The sequence below is a fragment of the Nonomuraea sp. NPDC052116 genome (genome assembly GCF_040680035.1).
GTDB classification, from domain to species: domain Bacteria; phylum Actinomycetota; class Actinomycetes; order Streptosporangiales; family Streptosporangiaceae; genus Nonomuraea; species Nonomuraea angiospora_A.
Genome location: NZ_JBFAWA010000007.1, coordinates 188,459 through 203,981 on the forward strand (window position 1 = coordinate 188,459; position 15,523 = coordinate 203,981).

The 15,523-nt window shown below is 71.3% G+C and carries 15 protein-coding genes; 5 read left to right on the forward strand and 10 right to left on the reverse strand.

Features of this window, described 5'->3' with window-relative positions; translation table 11 throughout:
- Positions 1-112 precede the first annotated feature (112 nt).
- Complete coding sequence (locus AB0L65_RS15650) at positions 113-556, forward strand: ATP-binding protein (protein WP_364245270.1); 444 nt, start codon at positions 113-115, stop codon at positions 554-556.
- Positions 553-771, forward strand: a complete 219-nt coding sequence (locus AB0L65_RS15655) for a hypothetical protein (protein ID WP_364245272.1) — start codon at positions 553-555, stop codon at positions 769-771. The genes AB0L65_RS15650 and AB0L65_RS15655 overlap by 4 nt, the downstream gene beginning before the upstream one ends.
- 4 nt (positions 772-775) lie before the next feature.
- Here the strand turns inward: AB0L65_RS15655 and AB0L65_RS15660 are convergent, their stop codons facing one another.
- From AB0L65_RS15660 to AB0L65_RS15680, 5 genes are read right to left on the reverse strand one after another with little or no spacing between them, the layout of a single operon-like run.
- The gene (locus AB0L65_RS15660; RefSeq protein ID WP_364245274.1) at positions 776-1,534 is read right to left on the reverse strand and encodes an SDR family oxidoreductase; all 759 of its coding nucleotides are present in this window, start codon (positions 1,532-1,534) and stop codon (positions 776-778) included.
- A gap of 20 nt (positions 1,535-1,554) precedes the next feature.
- On the reverse strand, positions 1,555-2,133 hold the full coding sequence (locus AB0L65_RS15665; RefSeq protein ID WP_364245277.1) for a TetR family transcriptional regulator: 579 nt from the start codon (positions 2,131-2,133) through the stop codon (positions 1,555-1,557).
- A 37-nt stretch (positions 2,134-2,170) separates the two neighbouring features.
- The gene (locus AB0L65_RS15670; RefSeq protein ID WP_364245279.1) at positions 2,171-3,367 is read right to left on the reverse strand and encodes a hypothetical protein; all 1,197 of its coding nucleotides are present in this window, start codon (positions 3,365-3,367) and stop codon (positions 2,171-2,173) included.
- Positions 3,364-3,879: a SigE family RNA polymerase sigma factor gene (locus AB0L65_RS15675; RefSeq protein WP_364245282.1), complete on the reverse strand. Its 516-nt coding sequence runs from the start codon at positions 3,877-3,879 to the stop codon at positions 3,364-3,366. The genes AB0L65_RS15670 and AB0L65_RS15675 overlap by 4 nt, the downstream gene beginning before the upstream one ends.
- A 54-nt stretch (positions 3,880-3,933) precedes the next feature.
- Positions 3,934-5,469, reverse strand: a complete 1,536-nt coding sequence (locus AB0L65_RS15680) for an IucA/IucC family C-terminal-domain containing protein (RefSeq protein ID WP_364245285.1) — start codon at positions 5,467-5,469, stop codon at positions 3,934-3,936.
- Positions 5,470-5,550: 81 nt separating this feature from the next.
- Between AB0L65_RS15680 and AB0L65_RS15685 the strand changes: the two genes are divergently transcribed.
- Entirely contained in the window at positions 5,551-7,050 is a 1,500-nt protein-coding gene (locus AB0L65_RS15685; protein ID WP_364245287.1) for an IucA/IucC family protein, read from the forward strand.
- Positions 7,051-7,054: 4 nt separating this feature from the next.
- Here the strand turns inward: AB0L65_RS15685 and AB0L65_RS15690 are convergent, their stop codons facing one another.
- Positions 7,055-8,143 carry a sialidase family protein gene (locus tag AB0L65_RS15690; protein ID WP_364245290.1) on the reverse strand — a complete coding sequence of 363 codons (1,089 nt, stop codon included), beginning with the start codon at positions 8,141-8,143 and terminating at the stop codon, positions 7,055-7,057.
- Between the two features lie 167 nt (positions 8,144-8,310).
- On the opposite strand from AB0L65_RS15690, the gene AB0L65_RS15695 reads away from it, so the two are divergent.
- Positions 8,311-9,717, forward strand: coding sequence for an NAD(P)/FAD-dependent oxidoreductase (locus AB0L65_RS15695; RefSeq protein WP_364245293.1), 1,407 nt, complete (start codon positions 8,311-8,313; stop codon positions 9,715-9,717).
- Here AB0L65_RS15695 and AB0L65_RS15700 read toward each other — a convergent pair.
- Genes AB0L65_RS15700 through AB0L65_RS15715 form a run of 4 tightly spaced genes read right to left on the reverse strand, consistent with a single transcriptional unit; the run spans position 9,705 to position 12,933 of the window.
- Positions 9,705-10,133, reverse strand: a complete 429-nt coding sequence (locus tag AB0L65_RS15700) for an STAS domain-containing protein (protein WP_364245296.1) — start codon at positions 10,131-10,133, stop codon at positions 9,705-9,707. The two genes, AB0L65_RS15695 and AB0L65_RS15700, sit on opposite strands and share 13 nt — an antisense overlap.
- Before the next feature lie 42 nt (positions 10,134-10,175).
- The gene (locus AB0L65_RS15705) at positions 10,176-10,697 is read right to left on the reverse strand and encodes a MarR family transcriptional regulator (RefSeq protein WP_364245299.1); all 522 of its coding nucleotides are present in this window, start codon (positions 10,695-10,697) and stop codon (positions 10,176-10,178) included.
- A gap of 41 nt (positions 10,698-10,738) precedes the next feature.
- The gene (locus AB0L65_RS15710) at positions 10,739-11,737 is read right to left on the reverse strand and encodes a hypothetical protein (protein WP_364245302.1); all 999 of its coding nucleotides are present in this window, start codon (positions 11,735-11,737) and stop codon (positions 10,739-10,741) included.
- Positions 11,734-12,933, reverse strand: a complete 1,200-nt coding sequence (locus AB0L65_RS15715; protein WP_364245304.1) for a hypothetical protein — start codon at positions 12,931-12,933, stop codon at positions 11,734-11,736. The genes AB0L65_RS15710 and AB0L65_RS15715 overlap by 4 nt, the downstream gene beginning before the upstream one ends.
- Positions 12,934-13,323: 390 nt before the next feature.
- On the opposite strand from AB0L65_RS15715, the gene AB0L65_RS15720 reads away from it, so the two are divergent.
- Positions 13,324-15,465, forward strand: a complete 2,142-nt coding sequence (locus AB0L65_RS15720) for a transglycosylase domain-containing protein (protein WP_364245307.1) — start codon at positions 13,324-13,326, stop codon at positions 15,463-15,465.
- Positions 15,466-15,523 lie beyond the last annotated feature (58 nt).

The following is a 15,523-nucleotide window of genomic DNA, read 5'->3' on the forward strand; positions in this document are numbered from 1 at the left end:
GAGCCGATTACAAAGTAGCCCGGCGGCGGCACGCTGGGAAGTGCTTCCAGACATCTGGTCAGCCTGTTGTCCGAGCTAAATACCGGCGTAACAGAACAAAGGCGGTGATTTTGTGCGGGCAGGAACCACATCAGCAGAACTCGCAGATGTCGTCCTATGGCGCGATACGACGCTGCGCCGCAACGACAAGACGTCGTGGCAGGCGCGGCAGGCGACCGGGCTTTGGCTCACCGACAGCCATCCGACGGTCCGCTCCGACGCGCTCCAGATCGTCTCCGAACTGGTGGCCAACGTCATCCAGCACGTCCCGGGCGGCAGGCGGCGCGACTGGGTCAAGGTCCGGCTGGGCTTCGGCGACGGCTTCGTCCGCCTTGAGGTGATCGACCCGGGCGCTCCGGAACCGGGGCCGCGCTTCGTCCCTCGCCAGTTGGGCCCCATGGAGGAGTCGGGTCGCGGCCTCGGCATCGTGGCCCGGCTGAGCGCCAGATGCGGCACGCACGTCACCGAGGAGGGTCATCGCGTCGTGTGGGCCGACGTCGTAGCGGGCGTGCCGTGACGGCGATCAGGAGGATTCCCGGCTGGGAGATCATCGAAGGCGCCGGAGGCGGCTACATCGCCATCCGCACCGTCCAGGTGCCCGAGCACAGCGCGCTGTCCAACGTACGGTGCGGCGCGACCCTGCCGGAGTTGTTCGAGCATCTGGAGGAGGAAACGCGCGGCAGGGCCAACTCGAACGGACGGCAGGGCAGAGCCCGTGATCGAGCAGGATGACCGGTCAGGCGGTGGCGCCGCCGTCGATCACGTGGTCCTGGCCCACGACGAAGCTCGACTCCGCCGACGACAGCCACAGCGCCGCCGCCGCGACCTCCTCCGGCGTGGCGACCCGGCCGATCGGCAGCGCGCCCCTCATGCGCTCGTCCCGCTCCTCCCGGGTCTCGCCGGGCCGCGTCGCCATGGGCGAGTCGATCGGGCCGGGGCTGACGGCGTTGATCCGTACGCCGTCCGCGATGTGGTCGCGGGCGGCGGTGCGGGTCAGGAAGCTCACCCCCGCCTTCGAGGCGGCGTACGCGGCGGCCCCGGGCAGCCGCCAGTGCGCGCCCAGGTTGGAGGCCACGTTGACGATGACCCCGCCGCCGTGGGCGCGCATGTGGGCGATCTCGTGCTTCATCGACAGGAACACGCCCTTGAGGTTCACCGCGAGCGCGGTGTCCCAGACGTCCTCGTCGTAGTCGGCCAGCGGCGCGAGCATGCCGAAGACGCCGGCCGCGTTGAGCGCGACGTCGAGGCCCCCGTACCGGGAGACCGCGGCCTCGACCATGGCGGCGACCTCGGCCGACCGCGTGACATCCACGGCGAACGCGCTCGCCCGCCCGCCCCGCTCCTCGATCAGCTTCACGACCTCGGCCAGCCTGGCCGTGTCGCGCCCCGCGACCAGCACGGAAGCGCCCTCACCCGCGTACGCCAGCGCCGCGGCCCGTCCCAGGACGCCGCTCGCGCCGGTGACCAGGGCGACCTTGCCTTCAAAGCGATTCATCTATTCCATACCAATCGTTCTCAAATTTGGACGGCGACCATGGCCTGGTCGACCGCGTCGCGCAGGCGGCGCGGATCGGGGTCGGCCCTGCCGAGCACCCTGATGCCCTGCAACAGCACGAGCAGGAACCTGGCCAGCGCGTACGGGTCCTTCCCCGCCGGGATCTCGCCCTGTGCCCGCGCCCTGACCAGGGTGGCGGCGAGCATGGTCTCCAGCCCCGCCCAGCTCTCCGTCACCTTGCGGGACACGGCGGCGTCGCGCGTCGCGAACTCCACCGCCGTGTTCACCACCATGCAGCCCCGCCGCAGCTCGTCGGCCAGGCACTCCGCGACGTACGAGTCGAGGAAGGCCCGGACGGCGGGCAGCGCGGGCCCCGGCCGGGACAGCCGCTCGACCACGTTGTGCTGCTCCAGGTAACGCTCCAGCGCCTTCAGGTAGAGCTCGCGCTTGCCGCCGAAGGTGCCGTAGATGCTCGCCCGGGCGATCCCGAGGCGCTCCACGAGGTCCGCCATCGACGTCGCCTCGTATCCGCGCTCCCAGAACAGCTCCAGGGCCTTCTGCAACGCGACCTCGGGATCGAACTCCTTGCTCCTCGCCACGGGGCCAAGCTAGCACATTCGAGAACGATCGATCCAGTTACCTAGGAGTGAGCACCCATCGCCAGGAGCCCTCCTTGTCGGAGTCGCGGTTCGCGCCGAGCTGCGTCGTCCGCCGGCCGTCCACGCTCACCAGGACCAGCCCGTTGTTGAACTCGCTCTTGCACGACCCGGCGCACCCCACGGCGATGACGTTGTCGTCGTCGGCCCAGGCGTGCAGCTGCAGCACCTTCTGCCCCCCGACGGGATCGGCCGGCACGCCGCGGCCCAGGACCAGGCGGCCGTTCGGGGAGGTCGCCGAGATACGCGAGTAGTCCACGTATCGGTCCCCCTTTGGCCACTCCGTCTGCTCGCCGTCGAGGGTGTAGAACACCCGGTCCGGGCTGGTGTCAGTGGGCGCCCAGATCAGCGTGCCGTCCAGACTCCAGCCGAGGTCCTGGCGGCCGTTCATGTTGGCGGGCTGTCCGGCTCCGTCGAACGTCCCGTCGCCCAGCGGCGGCAACTCGTGGTAGTCGGCCGTACCGGCCTCGACGTCGACGATGTAGTAGCCGGTACGGGGGCTGTTCCCCATCGGGGACGCCTGGTCGCCCTTCCCCTGCAGGATGTCCGGATAGCTGGAGTACGCCGTGGCCAGGACCTTGGTGCCGTCGGGGGACCACGTGACCGACCCGACCGGGTGTTCCAGGTCGATCCACTTGAGGATCTGCCGGGTGTTCAGGTCGAGGATGCCCAGCCGCCTGCTGATCAGCTCCCCATCCAGCACGGCGGCGACCTGCAGCCCCGGGGCCACGTCCACCCAGGCCCACGAGGTCTTCTCGTAGCCGTCGGTGCGCGGGTCGTACAGCGACCACCTGTACACGACCCGCTGCTCCTTGTCCGAGATCCGCTCCCGCCGGGCGATGTAGTACGCGGACACGGCCATGCGTCCTGCGGCGATCAGCTTGGCCGGCGGGATGTGCTCCGTGTCGGCCCGCACGTCGGTCGGCGCGGGCGATGGGCGCGGGGGCAGCGTGACGCCGGTGGCCGCGCGCATGGTGGCCTGTGGGTCGCGCACATCCGGCCCGGCGCCGCGCAGGCCCACGGCGGACACCGCGATCGCCGCCACCAGCCCCACGGCCAGCACCACCATGCCGACGGGCTTCCAGGCACGCCTCCGCAGCGCCCGGTCTGCCAGATCGTGCGGCACCCTCGTCTCGTCGGCCCACTCCTGCAGCGTGTCCCGAAGCAGTCGCGTCATTTGGCCACCTCCAGTTCCCTGGCCAGTTCGGGGGCGATCTCGCGCAGGCGGGCCAGTGACCTGTGCGCCGTGCTCCTGACCGTTCCGACGGAACAGCCCAGCGCCCGCGCCACGTCCTGCTCGGGCAGGTCCTCGAAATACCGCAGCACCAGCACGGTGCGCTGCCGCGCCGTGAGCCGCGCCAGCGCCGACCGCAACACCATGCGCAGCTCGCTCTGGTGGTTGAGGTCCCGGTCCGCCAGCTCGGGCGGCTCCGCCTGCACCACCTCGCCGCGCCGCCTGCTCGCCCGCCACCAGCTGATCTGCTGGCGGTACATGATCTGCTTGGCGTACGCCTCAGGCGCGTCCACCCGCCGCCACCGGCTCGCCAGCTTCGCCAGCGCGGTCTGCACCAGGTCCTCGGCCGCGTGCTGGTCACCACCGGTGAGCAGGAACCCGAGTCGCATGAGTGCGGGGGAGCGCGCAGAGACGAACTCGCGGAAACGTTGCTCGTCCGCGACGTCCACGATCACCTCCAGGGGATAGTCATCACCCCCTCAGACGCCCCCCGGCCGCACCGCTATGCGTCACGGGGCCAGGGGGTTGGGTACGGGGACGGCCCGCATGTCGCCGCCCCCGGCGTTCAACCAGCGCAGCAGCAGGTTGGCCTTGGCCGGGATGTGCGTGGCGGCCAGCAGATCGCGCAGCTCGTCCGGATCCCCGTGATCCTTGCCGCACCCCGTGAACACCGTCCTGGCCCGTGCCCACAGCTCCCGCCGCAACCCCGGATGGCGCTCGGCCAGGGCTCCCGCGATCTCGCAGAGGTTGTTGGTCACCAGGCAGTACACCAGCCGCTCCCACGCCCGCGCACCCCCGACGCCCTTCAGCGACGGGTGCCGCTCCGCGACGAGCTTGACCCCCTCGTGGTCGCGGAAGACGGCCTGCGCGGGAAGCCCGTGCTCGTCCACCGCGATCAGGACATTCTGCAGATGGCACTCCAGCACGACCCCATGACGGAAATAGGCGTGCAGGAGCGGGGGAACCACGTGATCCAGGTACCGCTCCCACCACACGAGCGCCGACTCCTCGCCCAGCCCGTCGAGCGGGTTGCCGGGGAAGCCCTCGCTGATCCCGGCCGCGAGCAGCACCGTCAGCTCCGGGCGCACGTGTTCGCGCAGGCCGTCGCGGACGATCACCGCCAGCGCCTCCCCTCCGTCCCGGTCCAGCTCGGCGCTGCGGTAGCCGCGGTCGCGCAGCACGGCGGGCCGGGCCACGTGGTCGGGCAGGTCGTCGAACGCCTGTCCGACGACCTCGGCCACCACGGCCAGCCTGCTCAGGTCGCGCAGCCACAGCCGCCTGATGTCGTTCGTGATCCGCACGTCCAGGCTGAACTTGCAGAACAGGTCAAGCTCGGACAGGTACACCGTACGGATCGACGAGGTCGGCGACGCGAGGACCCCGGTGACGCCCACGTGGCGCAGCGGCGGGCCGCCCAGCAGCTCCACCTGCCAGGGATGCGCGGGCAGCAGGGCCAGGCCGTCGCCGGGAGGCGGCCCCAGCCGGTCGAGCGCGCCCGCCTCCCCCACCTCCACCAGCCGCTCGGCCGGCACCCCGAACAGCGGCAGCGCGAAGCTCGCGTACGCCTCCGGCGCGTACGGGAGCCAGGCCCCCGGACCGGACCCGCCGCGGGCCTTGGGCGCGGGGTGGTAGCGATGGCCGGCGACGAGGGCCTGTTCGGAACGCAGGTAGAGGTCCGCGGGCGGCGTCGCGGCCCGCCTGGCGGCCAGCAGGGCGGCCATGACGTCCCGGCTGTGCGTGATCTCGGCGGGCAGCGTGTCGTTGTCGACCCCGGTCCCCGCACGCAGTTCGGCGGCCGTCAGCGCGACCAGGTCGTCCAGGGAGAGGGGGCGCCAGCCGTCGGGCGTCCGCTGCTCGGCCCGGTCCGGGAACCGCCCGCCGGCGACGCGCAGGAGCCGGCCGGTCGCGGGCAGCAGGAAAGCGCCGGCCCGCGTGGGCCGGGCCACTTCGCGGATCAGGCAGTTGAGCAGTGCCGTCGTCGCGAGGTTCGCGGCGTCTGTCTGTGCCTCTCGTGGGAGAGGAAGAAGGCCGTCGGTAGGTGCCATGGCGACCTTATCCCTACCCTTTGTCCCTATTGGTGCCAACAGGGTAGCTACTGGGCGGGTTTCCTGGAAATGGTGGGAATTATGAGGCGTTGGGAGGCGGAATTCGCGGCCGACCTTTCCCTGGTGCGCCCGGAGCTCTCGGCGGCGTACTTCGCGGCCCTCCCGGACGCGCGGGCCGCCGTCCTCGGCCGCCTCTGGCGCAGCCTCCTCCACGAACCGCTCCCCGGGCTCCTGCGGGGACGGGCCCGCGTCGAGCTGGCGGACGGCCGCGTGCTCACCGGGGCGGCACGGGAGCCGTACGACCTCGGGGGCGAGCCCGCGCTCTGGCTGGACGGACACCCCCACACGCACCCCGCCGAACTGCTCGCCGCCCTGGGCCTGCCCGGCACCGCCGGGCTGGTCGAGGACCTGGACAACAGCGTGGCCTCGCTGGCGCTGTCCCGCGCGGAGCCCGCCCGCGTCCCGTCCACCCCCGAGGAGTACGAGCAGAGCGTGGTGGACGGCCATCCGTACCATCCTGGCTGCCGCAGCCGCCCCGGCGTCTCCGTGGCGGAGCAGCTCGCCTACATGCCGGAGCACCGCGCCGTCGTCCGCCTGGACCTGCTCGCGCTGCCCGCCGCGGACTGCCTGGTCTCGGGCCCGTGGCCGGCCGCGCTCATGGACGGCGACCGGCTCCTGCTCCCTGTGCACCCCTGGCAGAGCGCCCACGTCCTGCCCGCGCTGGGCCTACGGCCGCACGTCACGGGCGCCGTCCCGGCCCGCCCGCTGATGTCCGTACGGACCCTCGCGCCTCTCGACGGCGGCCCGCACGTCAAGACGGCGTTCAGCACCCGGATGACCTCCGGCGTCAGGGACATCTCCCCCGGCTCGGTACGCGACTGCGTCCACCTGTCGGACCTGCTCTCCACCCTGTCCGCCCGGCTGGGCGGTCGGCTCGGCATCGCCCGCTACCTGGCCGGCGCCGCCGGGAAGGTGAACGGCGAGCACAGCCCCGACGTGTCGGCCATGCTCCGCGAGCCGACCGGGAACGCGATCCCCGTCGGCGCCGTCACCCGCGCGACCGTGCGGGACCCGGCGGCCTGGCTGGCCGCGTTCGCCCGCCTGGCCTGGAGGGACGCGCTCGGCCTGCTGGCGCTCGGCGTGGCGCTCGAGGCGCACGGCCAGAACCTGCTCGTCGAGCTCGACCCGGACGGCCTCCCGCGCCGGCTGGTCTACCGCGACCTGGCCGACGTCAGGATCAGCCCCGCCAGGCTCGCCCGCAACGGGATCGAGGTGCCGCCCGTCAGCGCCAGACTGCTCACCGACGACCCCGGGACGCTGCACGCCAAGCTCTTCGGCGGGCTCGTCGGCACCACGTTCGGCAGCCTGATCGCGCTGTTCTGCCAGGGCGACCGTGCCGCCGAGTCCCGGCTGTGGGACGTCGTGGCCGCGGCCGCGCGCTCCGCGGAGTTCGCGTGCGCCGAGGACCGCGAGGCCCTGTTCGGCCCGCACCTCACGGTCAAGGCCCACCTGCTCACCCGCCTGGAGGGCGCGCCGCCCGGTGACAGCTGGACCAGGCTGCCCAACCCGCTCGGCGCGTGACAGGTCAGGGGGCGAGTTCGGCGACGGGGAGGCGGCGGAAGGCGATGCTCTCGTACGCGCCGAAGTCGCCGGTCTCGAACAGCAGGCCCACCGTGTCCCCGTCCACCCGGACCAGGTCGGAGTAGGCCGCCGGCAGCCCCGACACCGTGTGCGCGACCCGCCAGGTCACCCCCAGGTCGTCGCTGGCGCGTACGGTCATCAGCGCCCGCGCGTCCGGCGCGGCCGGCCCCGAGAACAGGAGCACGTCCGGCGACGAGCACCACAGCGTGCTGCCTTCCACCACGGGCCCCACCAGCCCCGCCTGGGGCCGGAAGGGCAGCAGGAGGGTCTGGCCGCCGTCGGCCGAGTAGGCGTCGGCCCTGGTGCCGGGGGCGGTGGACTCGGTGCGCGTGTTGAGGTAGAGGCGCCCGTCCGGCAGCTCGGTGGCCGTGGTCTCGTTGACGTTGACGTATCCGTCCGGGTTGTCGTCGACGTACCCGATGCGCCAGGTCTGACCGCCGTCGTCGCTCAGCAGCCCGTGGCCACCGTTGTACTTGCCCTCGGTCCCGTTGTCGGACCCGCCAGGCGGCAGCGAGTGGTTGGCGGGCACCACGATCCGCCCGCTGCGCAGCGCCACGGCGTGGCCTGGAGCGGTCGCGTACCAGCGCCACTCGGAGCGCTTCACGCTGCCGGTGATCTCGCGAGGCGCCGACCACGTGACCCCGTCGTCCGAGCTGACCTGCACGAACACCCGCCGCCCGTCGGCCGCCGCCACCTGGCCGCGCCGGATCTTGTCCTCGGTGGCCTGCGGCCCCTGCCTGACGAAGACCAGCACGATCCGGCCGTCGGCCAGCGCCACGGGCGCGGGGTTGCCCGCGGTGCCCCGGCGCGGCTCCGTGGCAACCACCTGCAGCGCGCCCCACGTCCTGCCGCCGTCCGTGGAGCGCCTGAGCACGACGTCGATGTGGCCGGAGTCCCCGGCAGAGGCGTGCCGCCCCTCCGCGAACGCCAGCACGGTGCCCGCCTTCGTCACCACCGCCGCGGGGATCCGGTACGTGTTGTAGCCGTCCGTCCGCTGCCGGTACGGCACTGACGTCGGGTAACGATCCGCCATGCGGCCACGCTACGGCCGCCGGGTGAACGAGACGTGAAGACGAGTGTGACAGGCGGTGGAGGTGGGATGTAAGCGACAGAGGGGGCACCCAACCGGCCTGCCCTCAGCGTGGCCGGGCCGGCGGCATGAAAGAGTTCACCTCATAAGCGAGTGCTTCTGGAGGCGTGGTGGCTGACGAGTTCGACGTCATCGTGATCGGTGCCGGTCCCGCCGGTGAGAACGTGGTGGACCGGGCCGTCCGCGGCGGCCTGACCGCGGCGATCGTGGAGGAGCGGCTGGCCGGCGGCGAGTGCGCCTACTGGGCGTGCGTCCCCAGCAAGGCGCTGCTGCGGCCGGTCGACCTGATGGGCGAGGTGGCGCGGGTCCCCGGGCTGTCGCTGGGGCCCGTCGACGCGGAGGCCGTGCTGGCCCGGCGCGACGAGACCGTCTCCAACTACAACGACTCCGGGCAGGTCGGGTGGATCGAGAGCGTGCCGGCCGAGTTCGTACGCGGGCACGGGCGGCTCGACGGCCCCAAGCGCGTACGCGTCACCACCGAGGACGGCGGCGAGCGGGTGCTGACGGCCCGGCAGGCCGTCGTCCTGGCCATGGGCAGCACGGCGGCCCTCCCCCGGGTTCCCGGGCTGGTCGAGGCGGAGCCCTGGACCAGCCATGAGGTGACCGCGGCCCGCGCCATCCCCGAGCGGCTGGCCGTGCTCGGCGGCGGCGTGGTCGCCTGCGAGATGGCCCAGGCCATGCACGGGCTCGGCGCGCGGCAGACGACCGTGCTGGTACGCGGCGGCGGGCTGCTGGCCAGGATGGAGCCGTTCGCGGGAGAGCTGGTGGCCGAGTCGTTCGCGGAGGCGGGCATCGAGGTGCGCACCCGCACCGACACCGTCAGGATCGAGCGCCCCGAGCCCGGCGGGAAGGTGACGGTCCACCTGTCCGAGGGTCCTCCGGTGGAGGCCGACGAGCTGCTGGTCGCGACCGGCCGCCGGCCCGCGACCGGCGACATCGGGCTGGGCACGGTCGGCCTGTCCGACGGGAAGTACGTCGAGGTGGACGACAGCATGCGGGCGACCGGCGTCCCCGACGGCTGGCTGTACGCGGTCGGCGACGTCAACGGGCGCGCGCTGCTCACCCACATGGGCAAGTACCAGGCCAGGATCTGCGGTGACGTGATCGCCGCGCGGGCGCGTGGCGACGAGCTGCCCGCGATGCGGGATCTGGCGGACGGGTTCGGCGCGCCGCAGGTCGTCTTCACCGACCCGCAGGTCTGCGCGGTCGGCAGGACCGAGGCGGTGGCCCGGGAGGACGGGTTCCGGGTGCGCGTGGTGGACTACGAGCTGGGCTCGGTCACCGGGGCCTACCTGATGGGCGACGGCTACCGCGGCCGGGCCAGGGCCGTGGTGGACGAGGACAGGAAGGTGCTGCTCGGCGTCACGTTCGTCGGGCCGGGCACGGCCGAGCTGCTGCACAGTGCCACGATCGCGGTGACGGCCGAGGTGCCGCTGGAGCGCCTCTGGCACGCCGTCCCGTCCTTCCCGACGGTCAGCGAGGTGTGGCTGCGCCTGCTGGAGGCTTACGGCCTCTGACGCCCGGAGGAGTCAGGGGCGGGGGTCGGGGGGCGCGGGCGCGGACCCGACGGTGAGCCGCGGGCCGCGTCGTCCAGCATGAGCTCCGCCACCGTCTCCTCGACGCTCTCCCGCAGCTCCACCCGCGGCAGCAGGTCAGTCAGCCGCAGCACCGACAGCAGGTGGTTCGACGGCCGGACCAGGATGATCCGGCCGCTCCCCTGCTCCTCCATCCGCTGCATCGCCATCGCCAGCACCCCAATGACGGACGAGTCGTAAAAATCCAGATCCGCAAGATCGAATACGAGCACGGGCCCCACACTCCAGTCCCACACCGCTTTGATGCAGGCGCTGAAGCGGACCCGGCCCGCGTGGTCGAGCTCGCCGCCGGCGCGCAGGACCGTGCAATGGAGGTGCCGGATCGTCTCGATGTACAAGCCGTTCCTCACAAGGAAACGACTTCCCCCTGAGCGGGGATATCACGGATTTTCGCGATTTTTTGGGAGCTCCGGGTGACCGAGCGGCCCGTCCAGCAGCTTGCGCAGGATCGCGGCGAGGGTCTCGGTGTCCTCGGGCGTGAGCGGGGAGGCCAGGTCGGCCAGGTTGGCGGCGTGCTCGGTGAGCGTCTCGTCGATGATCCGCAGGCCCTCGCCGGTCAGCCGCACATGGAAGCTGCGCCGGTCGGCGGGGTCGAGGCTACGCTCGACCAGCCCCGCCGCCTCCAGCCGGTCGAGCCGGTTGGTCATCCCGGCCCGCGACATCATCAGCACCGCCGACAGCTCCGACGGGATCAGCGTGTACGGCGGCCCCGCCCGGCGCAGCGCGGCCAGCACGTCGAACTCCCCCTGCCGCAGCCCGCGCCGGGTGAGCACCCGGTCGACCCGCGGCTCCAGGACGCGCATCACCTGGGCGAGCCGCCCGAAGACGCCCATGGCCGTCAGATCGAGATCAGGCCGCTCGCGCCGCCACTCCCCGAGGATCCTTTCGACCGCGTCGTCCATGACCCCGCATTTTATTCGAGCAGGGATAGTTCACGCCCGTACTAGTGCGTGGCGCCCGACTCCAGCGTCGGCACCGCGCCCAGGCACTGACCCATGATCACCAGGTACGGCGAGTTCGTGGGGCTGGGCAGCGTGAGCTCGGTGATGTTGCCGTCCGTGCGCAGCTCGGGCAGCCCCAGGTCCCCGTCCCTGATGCTGATGACCCGCTCCACCGGCGGCGCCGCGATGCCCAGCAGCTTCCTGGTGGCGTGCCGCATCCAGCGCCACTCGCTGTTGACCCGCCGCCACGTCGCGGGGATGAGGCTGGCCGGCTCCGCCTTCGTGCCCAGCCTGAGCGTGAGGCGGCCGCTCGACCCGAACGTGTCCTTCAGCACCGGGTTGACCACGAACATGCCCGCGCGCAGCACGCGCGTGCCCTGCCGGTTGCGGTTGGCCAGGCCGCCCGCGCTGATCAGCGAGGACACCTCGCAGCGCAACCCGTCGAGCGTGTCGGGGTCGAAGTCCACCGCCGGCGGCTCCTCGAACACCACCTTGTCCAGCCGCAGCCCGGCCACGCCGTCGGCCACGACGTGCCCCAGAACGGCCTGGCGGACCTCCTCGCCGACCCCGTCGCCCTCCGTGATGTCGAGCACCTCGACGCAGATCAGCCCGTCGTCGGGGATCTCATCCGCCGTCAGGTCGAAGGCCACCTGGGCGTGCGCCCGCCGCCCCCTGAGCAGCACGCACTGGCGCAGCCGCCCCTGGGAGCGCACCTGTACCAGGCGCGGCTGCAGGCTCACCAGGTCGGTCTTGCCGGCGTCCCAGCCGCTCACGGACCGATCGTCGGTCGACAGCGACACCAGCACCCGCAGCGCGCGCCCCTGCGCCGAGACCTTGAACCCGGCCAGCCCCGAGGTCTCGAACCTGCCCACGATCGAACTGCCGCGCTGCAGCCTGTCGGTCACCTGCAGCGCGGCGATCTGGCCGCTGCGCACGTGGACGGGCGGGATCGCGGGGAGGATCAGCTGGTCCAGCTCGGTGGCGGATCCTGGGGTGCTCATGGGGTGCTCCTCGTGAATGACGACTCTTCCGGCTCGTGGAAGCTGCTCATGGGGTCTTCGTCGGTACGGACGACATCGCCGAACCGCGGGAACCGGTCAAAGGTGTTCCTGATGAACGGCCCCGCCGGGTCGTGGAAGTCGAACCGCGTGAGCATGGGTTCGCGCCTGGTCCACATGCGGGCGACCGCGCTGTAGAGAGGGTCGCCGTCGCGCTCCACGTGCCACAGGTTCACGGCCAGCGCCCGCGCGTAGTCGACGCCGTACTCCCAGTGCGGCAGGAGCTGGGTGGGCACGTCCGCGCCGCAGCGGCGCAGCCAGAGCCACAGGCGGGCGCGGTCGCGCTGCTCGGGCTCCAGGATGGACTCGCCCTTCTCGTGCTTGGCGATGGCCTCGTCCAGCCACAGGCGGATGTCCGACGGGTCGCGCGCCACGTGCGTGCCGCCGCAGGCGCTCCCCACCGACCAGCCCGCCTGGACGACCGGGATGCCGAACGCGGGCAGGTCGCTGTCGCCGAACGTGACGCACACGTCCGCCATGCTCCACAGGAGGTTCGTGGACAGGGCGCCCGTCACGCACCTCACCCGGGAGTGCGGGTAGCCGACGGGGTCGAGGAACAGCCAGTTCGCCGACGGGTCCGACGAGGCGAAGTCCACCGTCGACTGGAACAGCTCGGTGTCCTCGCCCGGCGTGTGGCCGAAGACCGCGATGGTCGGCCGCCGCGGGTCCAGGCCCAGGCGGGCGCACCCGTAGTCGCGCAGCTGGTTTCGCTCGGTCTCCGTGCGGATCTGGTAGCCGCTCTTGGCCCGCCAGGCCGTCCGCTCCGCGCCCGGCCTGATCGTGTCCCGGTACGGCCAGACGTGCCGCTCGAAGAACGCGCCGACCCTGGCGGGCAGCTCCTCGCGAAACGAGCAGGGCCCCTGGTCGGGGAAGATCGCGTACGCCTTCAGCGACCCCGTCCCGTGGACGTGCACGACCGGGATGTCCCTGATCACGTACGGATCCGCCCGGCTGGTGACCAGCGCGGCCGGCGGCACCCGCGGCCGGCCGTCCCCCTCGGCCCCGAACATCTCCGCCAGCCTCCGCCACTCGGGCTCGACCAGCGCGAACAGCCGCGCGGAGAGCAGCTCGCAGACCGCCTTCGCGACCATGAGCGTCCGTACCACGACTCTGATGTCCTGGTCGAACGCCTCGGCCACGACGCAGCTCTCACCACTGGGGCTCTCGCCCCAATATGTCCTCGCAGCGGCGAGCAACCGATCGAAATGCTCGCCATCTCCGGCACGACGCATAAGTCCCCCCACCATGACCGGCAGGAAACAGACATTGCCAGACGGGCGGACGATCACCCGCGCGTCAACACGCTTCTTTGCCCGCACCTGGCAGAAACTGAAGATCGTCACAGGCGCCACAGGCGCCCCACCCGGCACGATCCGGCGTAACGACGCCAGAGCCGGAAAAATCCCGCTTCCCGCGCGAACAAAACTGCCCCATGCGGCGTCCAAGCTTTTACCGAGAGCACGTCATGGCGGGGTTTAGGATGCACCCTAATGCCACGAGGGGGAGGTTTTACAACCATGGGTTCCCGTTTGTCGAGTATCGCGCGCCTGACCGGGGCGGCGGCAGCGGCCGGTGTAGTGGCCGCGGCCATCGCACTGCCCGCGGTCGGAGGCACCGGAGCGATGTTCGTCTCGGCATCCGAGGACCTAGGCCTCAAGGCGCGGGACCTCAAGGAGCCGCCCCTCGCGGAGAGGACGACGGTGCTCGACGCCACGGGCAAGCCGATCGCGACGTTCTACGAGGAGTACCGCGAGAACGTCAAGCTCGACGACATCGCCGAGATCATGAAGACGGCCATCATCTCGATCGAGGACTACCGCTTCTACGAGCACGGCCCGATCGACATCGAGGGCACCGTCCGCGCCCTGGCCAAGAACCTCACCTCGGGCGGCATCGCCCAGGGCGGCTCGTCCATCACCCAGCAGTACGTCAAGCAGGTGCTGCTCAACTCGGCGAGCACCACCAAGGAGAAGAACGCGGCCCTCGAGGCCAGCTACGCCCGTAAGCTCAACGAGCTGCGCTACGCGATGGCGATCGAGGAGAAGTACACCAAGAACGAGATCCTCGAGAAATACCTGAACATCGCGTACTTCGGCGCCCGGGCCTACGGCATCGAGGCGGCCGCCAAGCGCTTCTTCGGAGTCAAGGCCGCCGACCTGACCCTGCCCCAGGCCGCCACCCTGGCCGGCGCCGTGCAGGACCCGCTCCAGACCGACCCCAGCCGGGGCAAGGAGTTCAAGGAGCGGCTGCTGTTCCGGCGCAACGTCGTGCTCGACCGGATGGCCGAGCTGAAGAAGATCACGCCGGAGCAGGCCGCCGAGGCCAAGAAGACCAAGCTCGGCTACAAGGGCACCCCGCTGCCCGGCGGCTGCGAGGCCAGCGACTACCCGTACTTCTGCATGTACGTCCGCAACGAGATCCTCAGCAACACCGACTTCGGCAAGACGAAGAAGGCCAGGACCGCGTTCCTCAACCGGGGCGGCCTGGAGATCAAGACCACGCTCGACCCGAAGATGCAGAAGGCCGCCGAGCTGGCCATCAAGAAGCACGTGTACGCCTCCGACAACCCGGTCGCCTCCGAGGCGCTCGTCCAGCCGGGCACGGGCGCGATCAAGGCCATGGCCGCCAGCCGCAAGTACGGCACCAACAAGCGCAAGAACGAGATGTCCTACAACCTCGTCGCCGACGCGGTGCACGGCGGCGGCACCGGCTTCCAGGCGGGCTCGACGTTCAAGACGTTCACCCTGCTCACCGCCCTCAAGCAGGGAATGAAGATCAACGACGGGATCTCGGTGGGCAGCGGCTACCGCGCTCCGGCCTACTGGTCGTTCAAGAACTGCAAGGGCCAGAACATGGGCGAGCCCAGCTTCACCGTCACCAACGCCGAGGGCGGCGGCGGTGGCTTCAAGTCGCTGGCCACCGGCACCTGGGGCTCGGTCAACACCTTCTTCATGGCGCTGGAGCAGAAGGTGGGCCTGTGCAACGTGGTCAAGACTGCCAAGTCGCTGGGCATCCAGCGCTCCGACGGGCAGGACCTGCAGGAGTTCGAGACCTTCACGCTCGGCATCAACGAGATGGACCCGGTGACCGTGGCCAACGCGTACGCCGCGATCGGCGCGCGCGGCAAGTACTGCGAGCCGATGGCCATCTCCTCGATCAAGGACCGCGACCAAAAGGTCACGAACTACAAGCCCAAGTGCAAGCAGGCGTTCGACCCGGAGGTCGCGGACGCCGCCTCGAACATCCTCTCCGGCGTGTTCACCAAGGGCACCATGAAGGGCGTCGGCGGCATCGGCCGGCCGGCCGCCGGCAAGACGGGCACCACGGACGAGCAGTCCACCGCCTGGTTCGCCGGGTTCACCCCCGACCTCGCGGGAGCGGTCAGCATCGGTGACCCGCGCGGCGCGGTGACGCACAAGCTGAACCGCATCACCATCGGCGGCCAGTACTTCCCCTCGGTCTTCGGGGCCTCCATCCCCGGGCCGATCTGGAAGGACACCATGCTGTCCGCGCTCAAGGGCATCCCGGCGACGGAGTTCACCCCGGTGAACACCGCGCGCTTCGGCGGCTGCGGTGCGAGCTGCCAGCCCCAGCAGCCGGTGCGCCCCGAGCCGGACGACACGGACGGCGGACTCGACGAGGCACAGATCGACACAACGGTGACCCACTGACCGGATACGGAGAAAACAGACACGCAAATATTGCGTGATCAACGTTCGGCACAAAAAC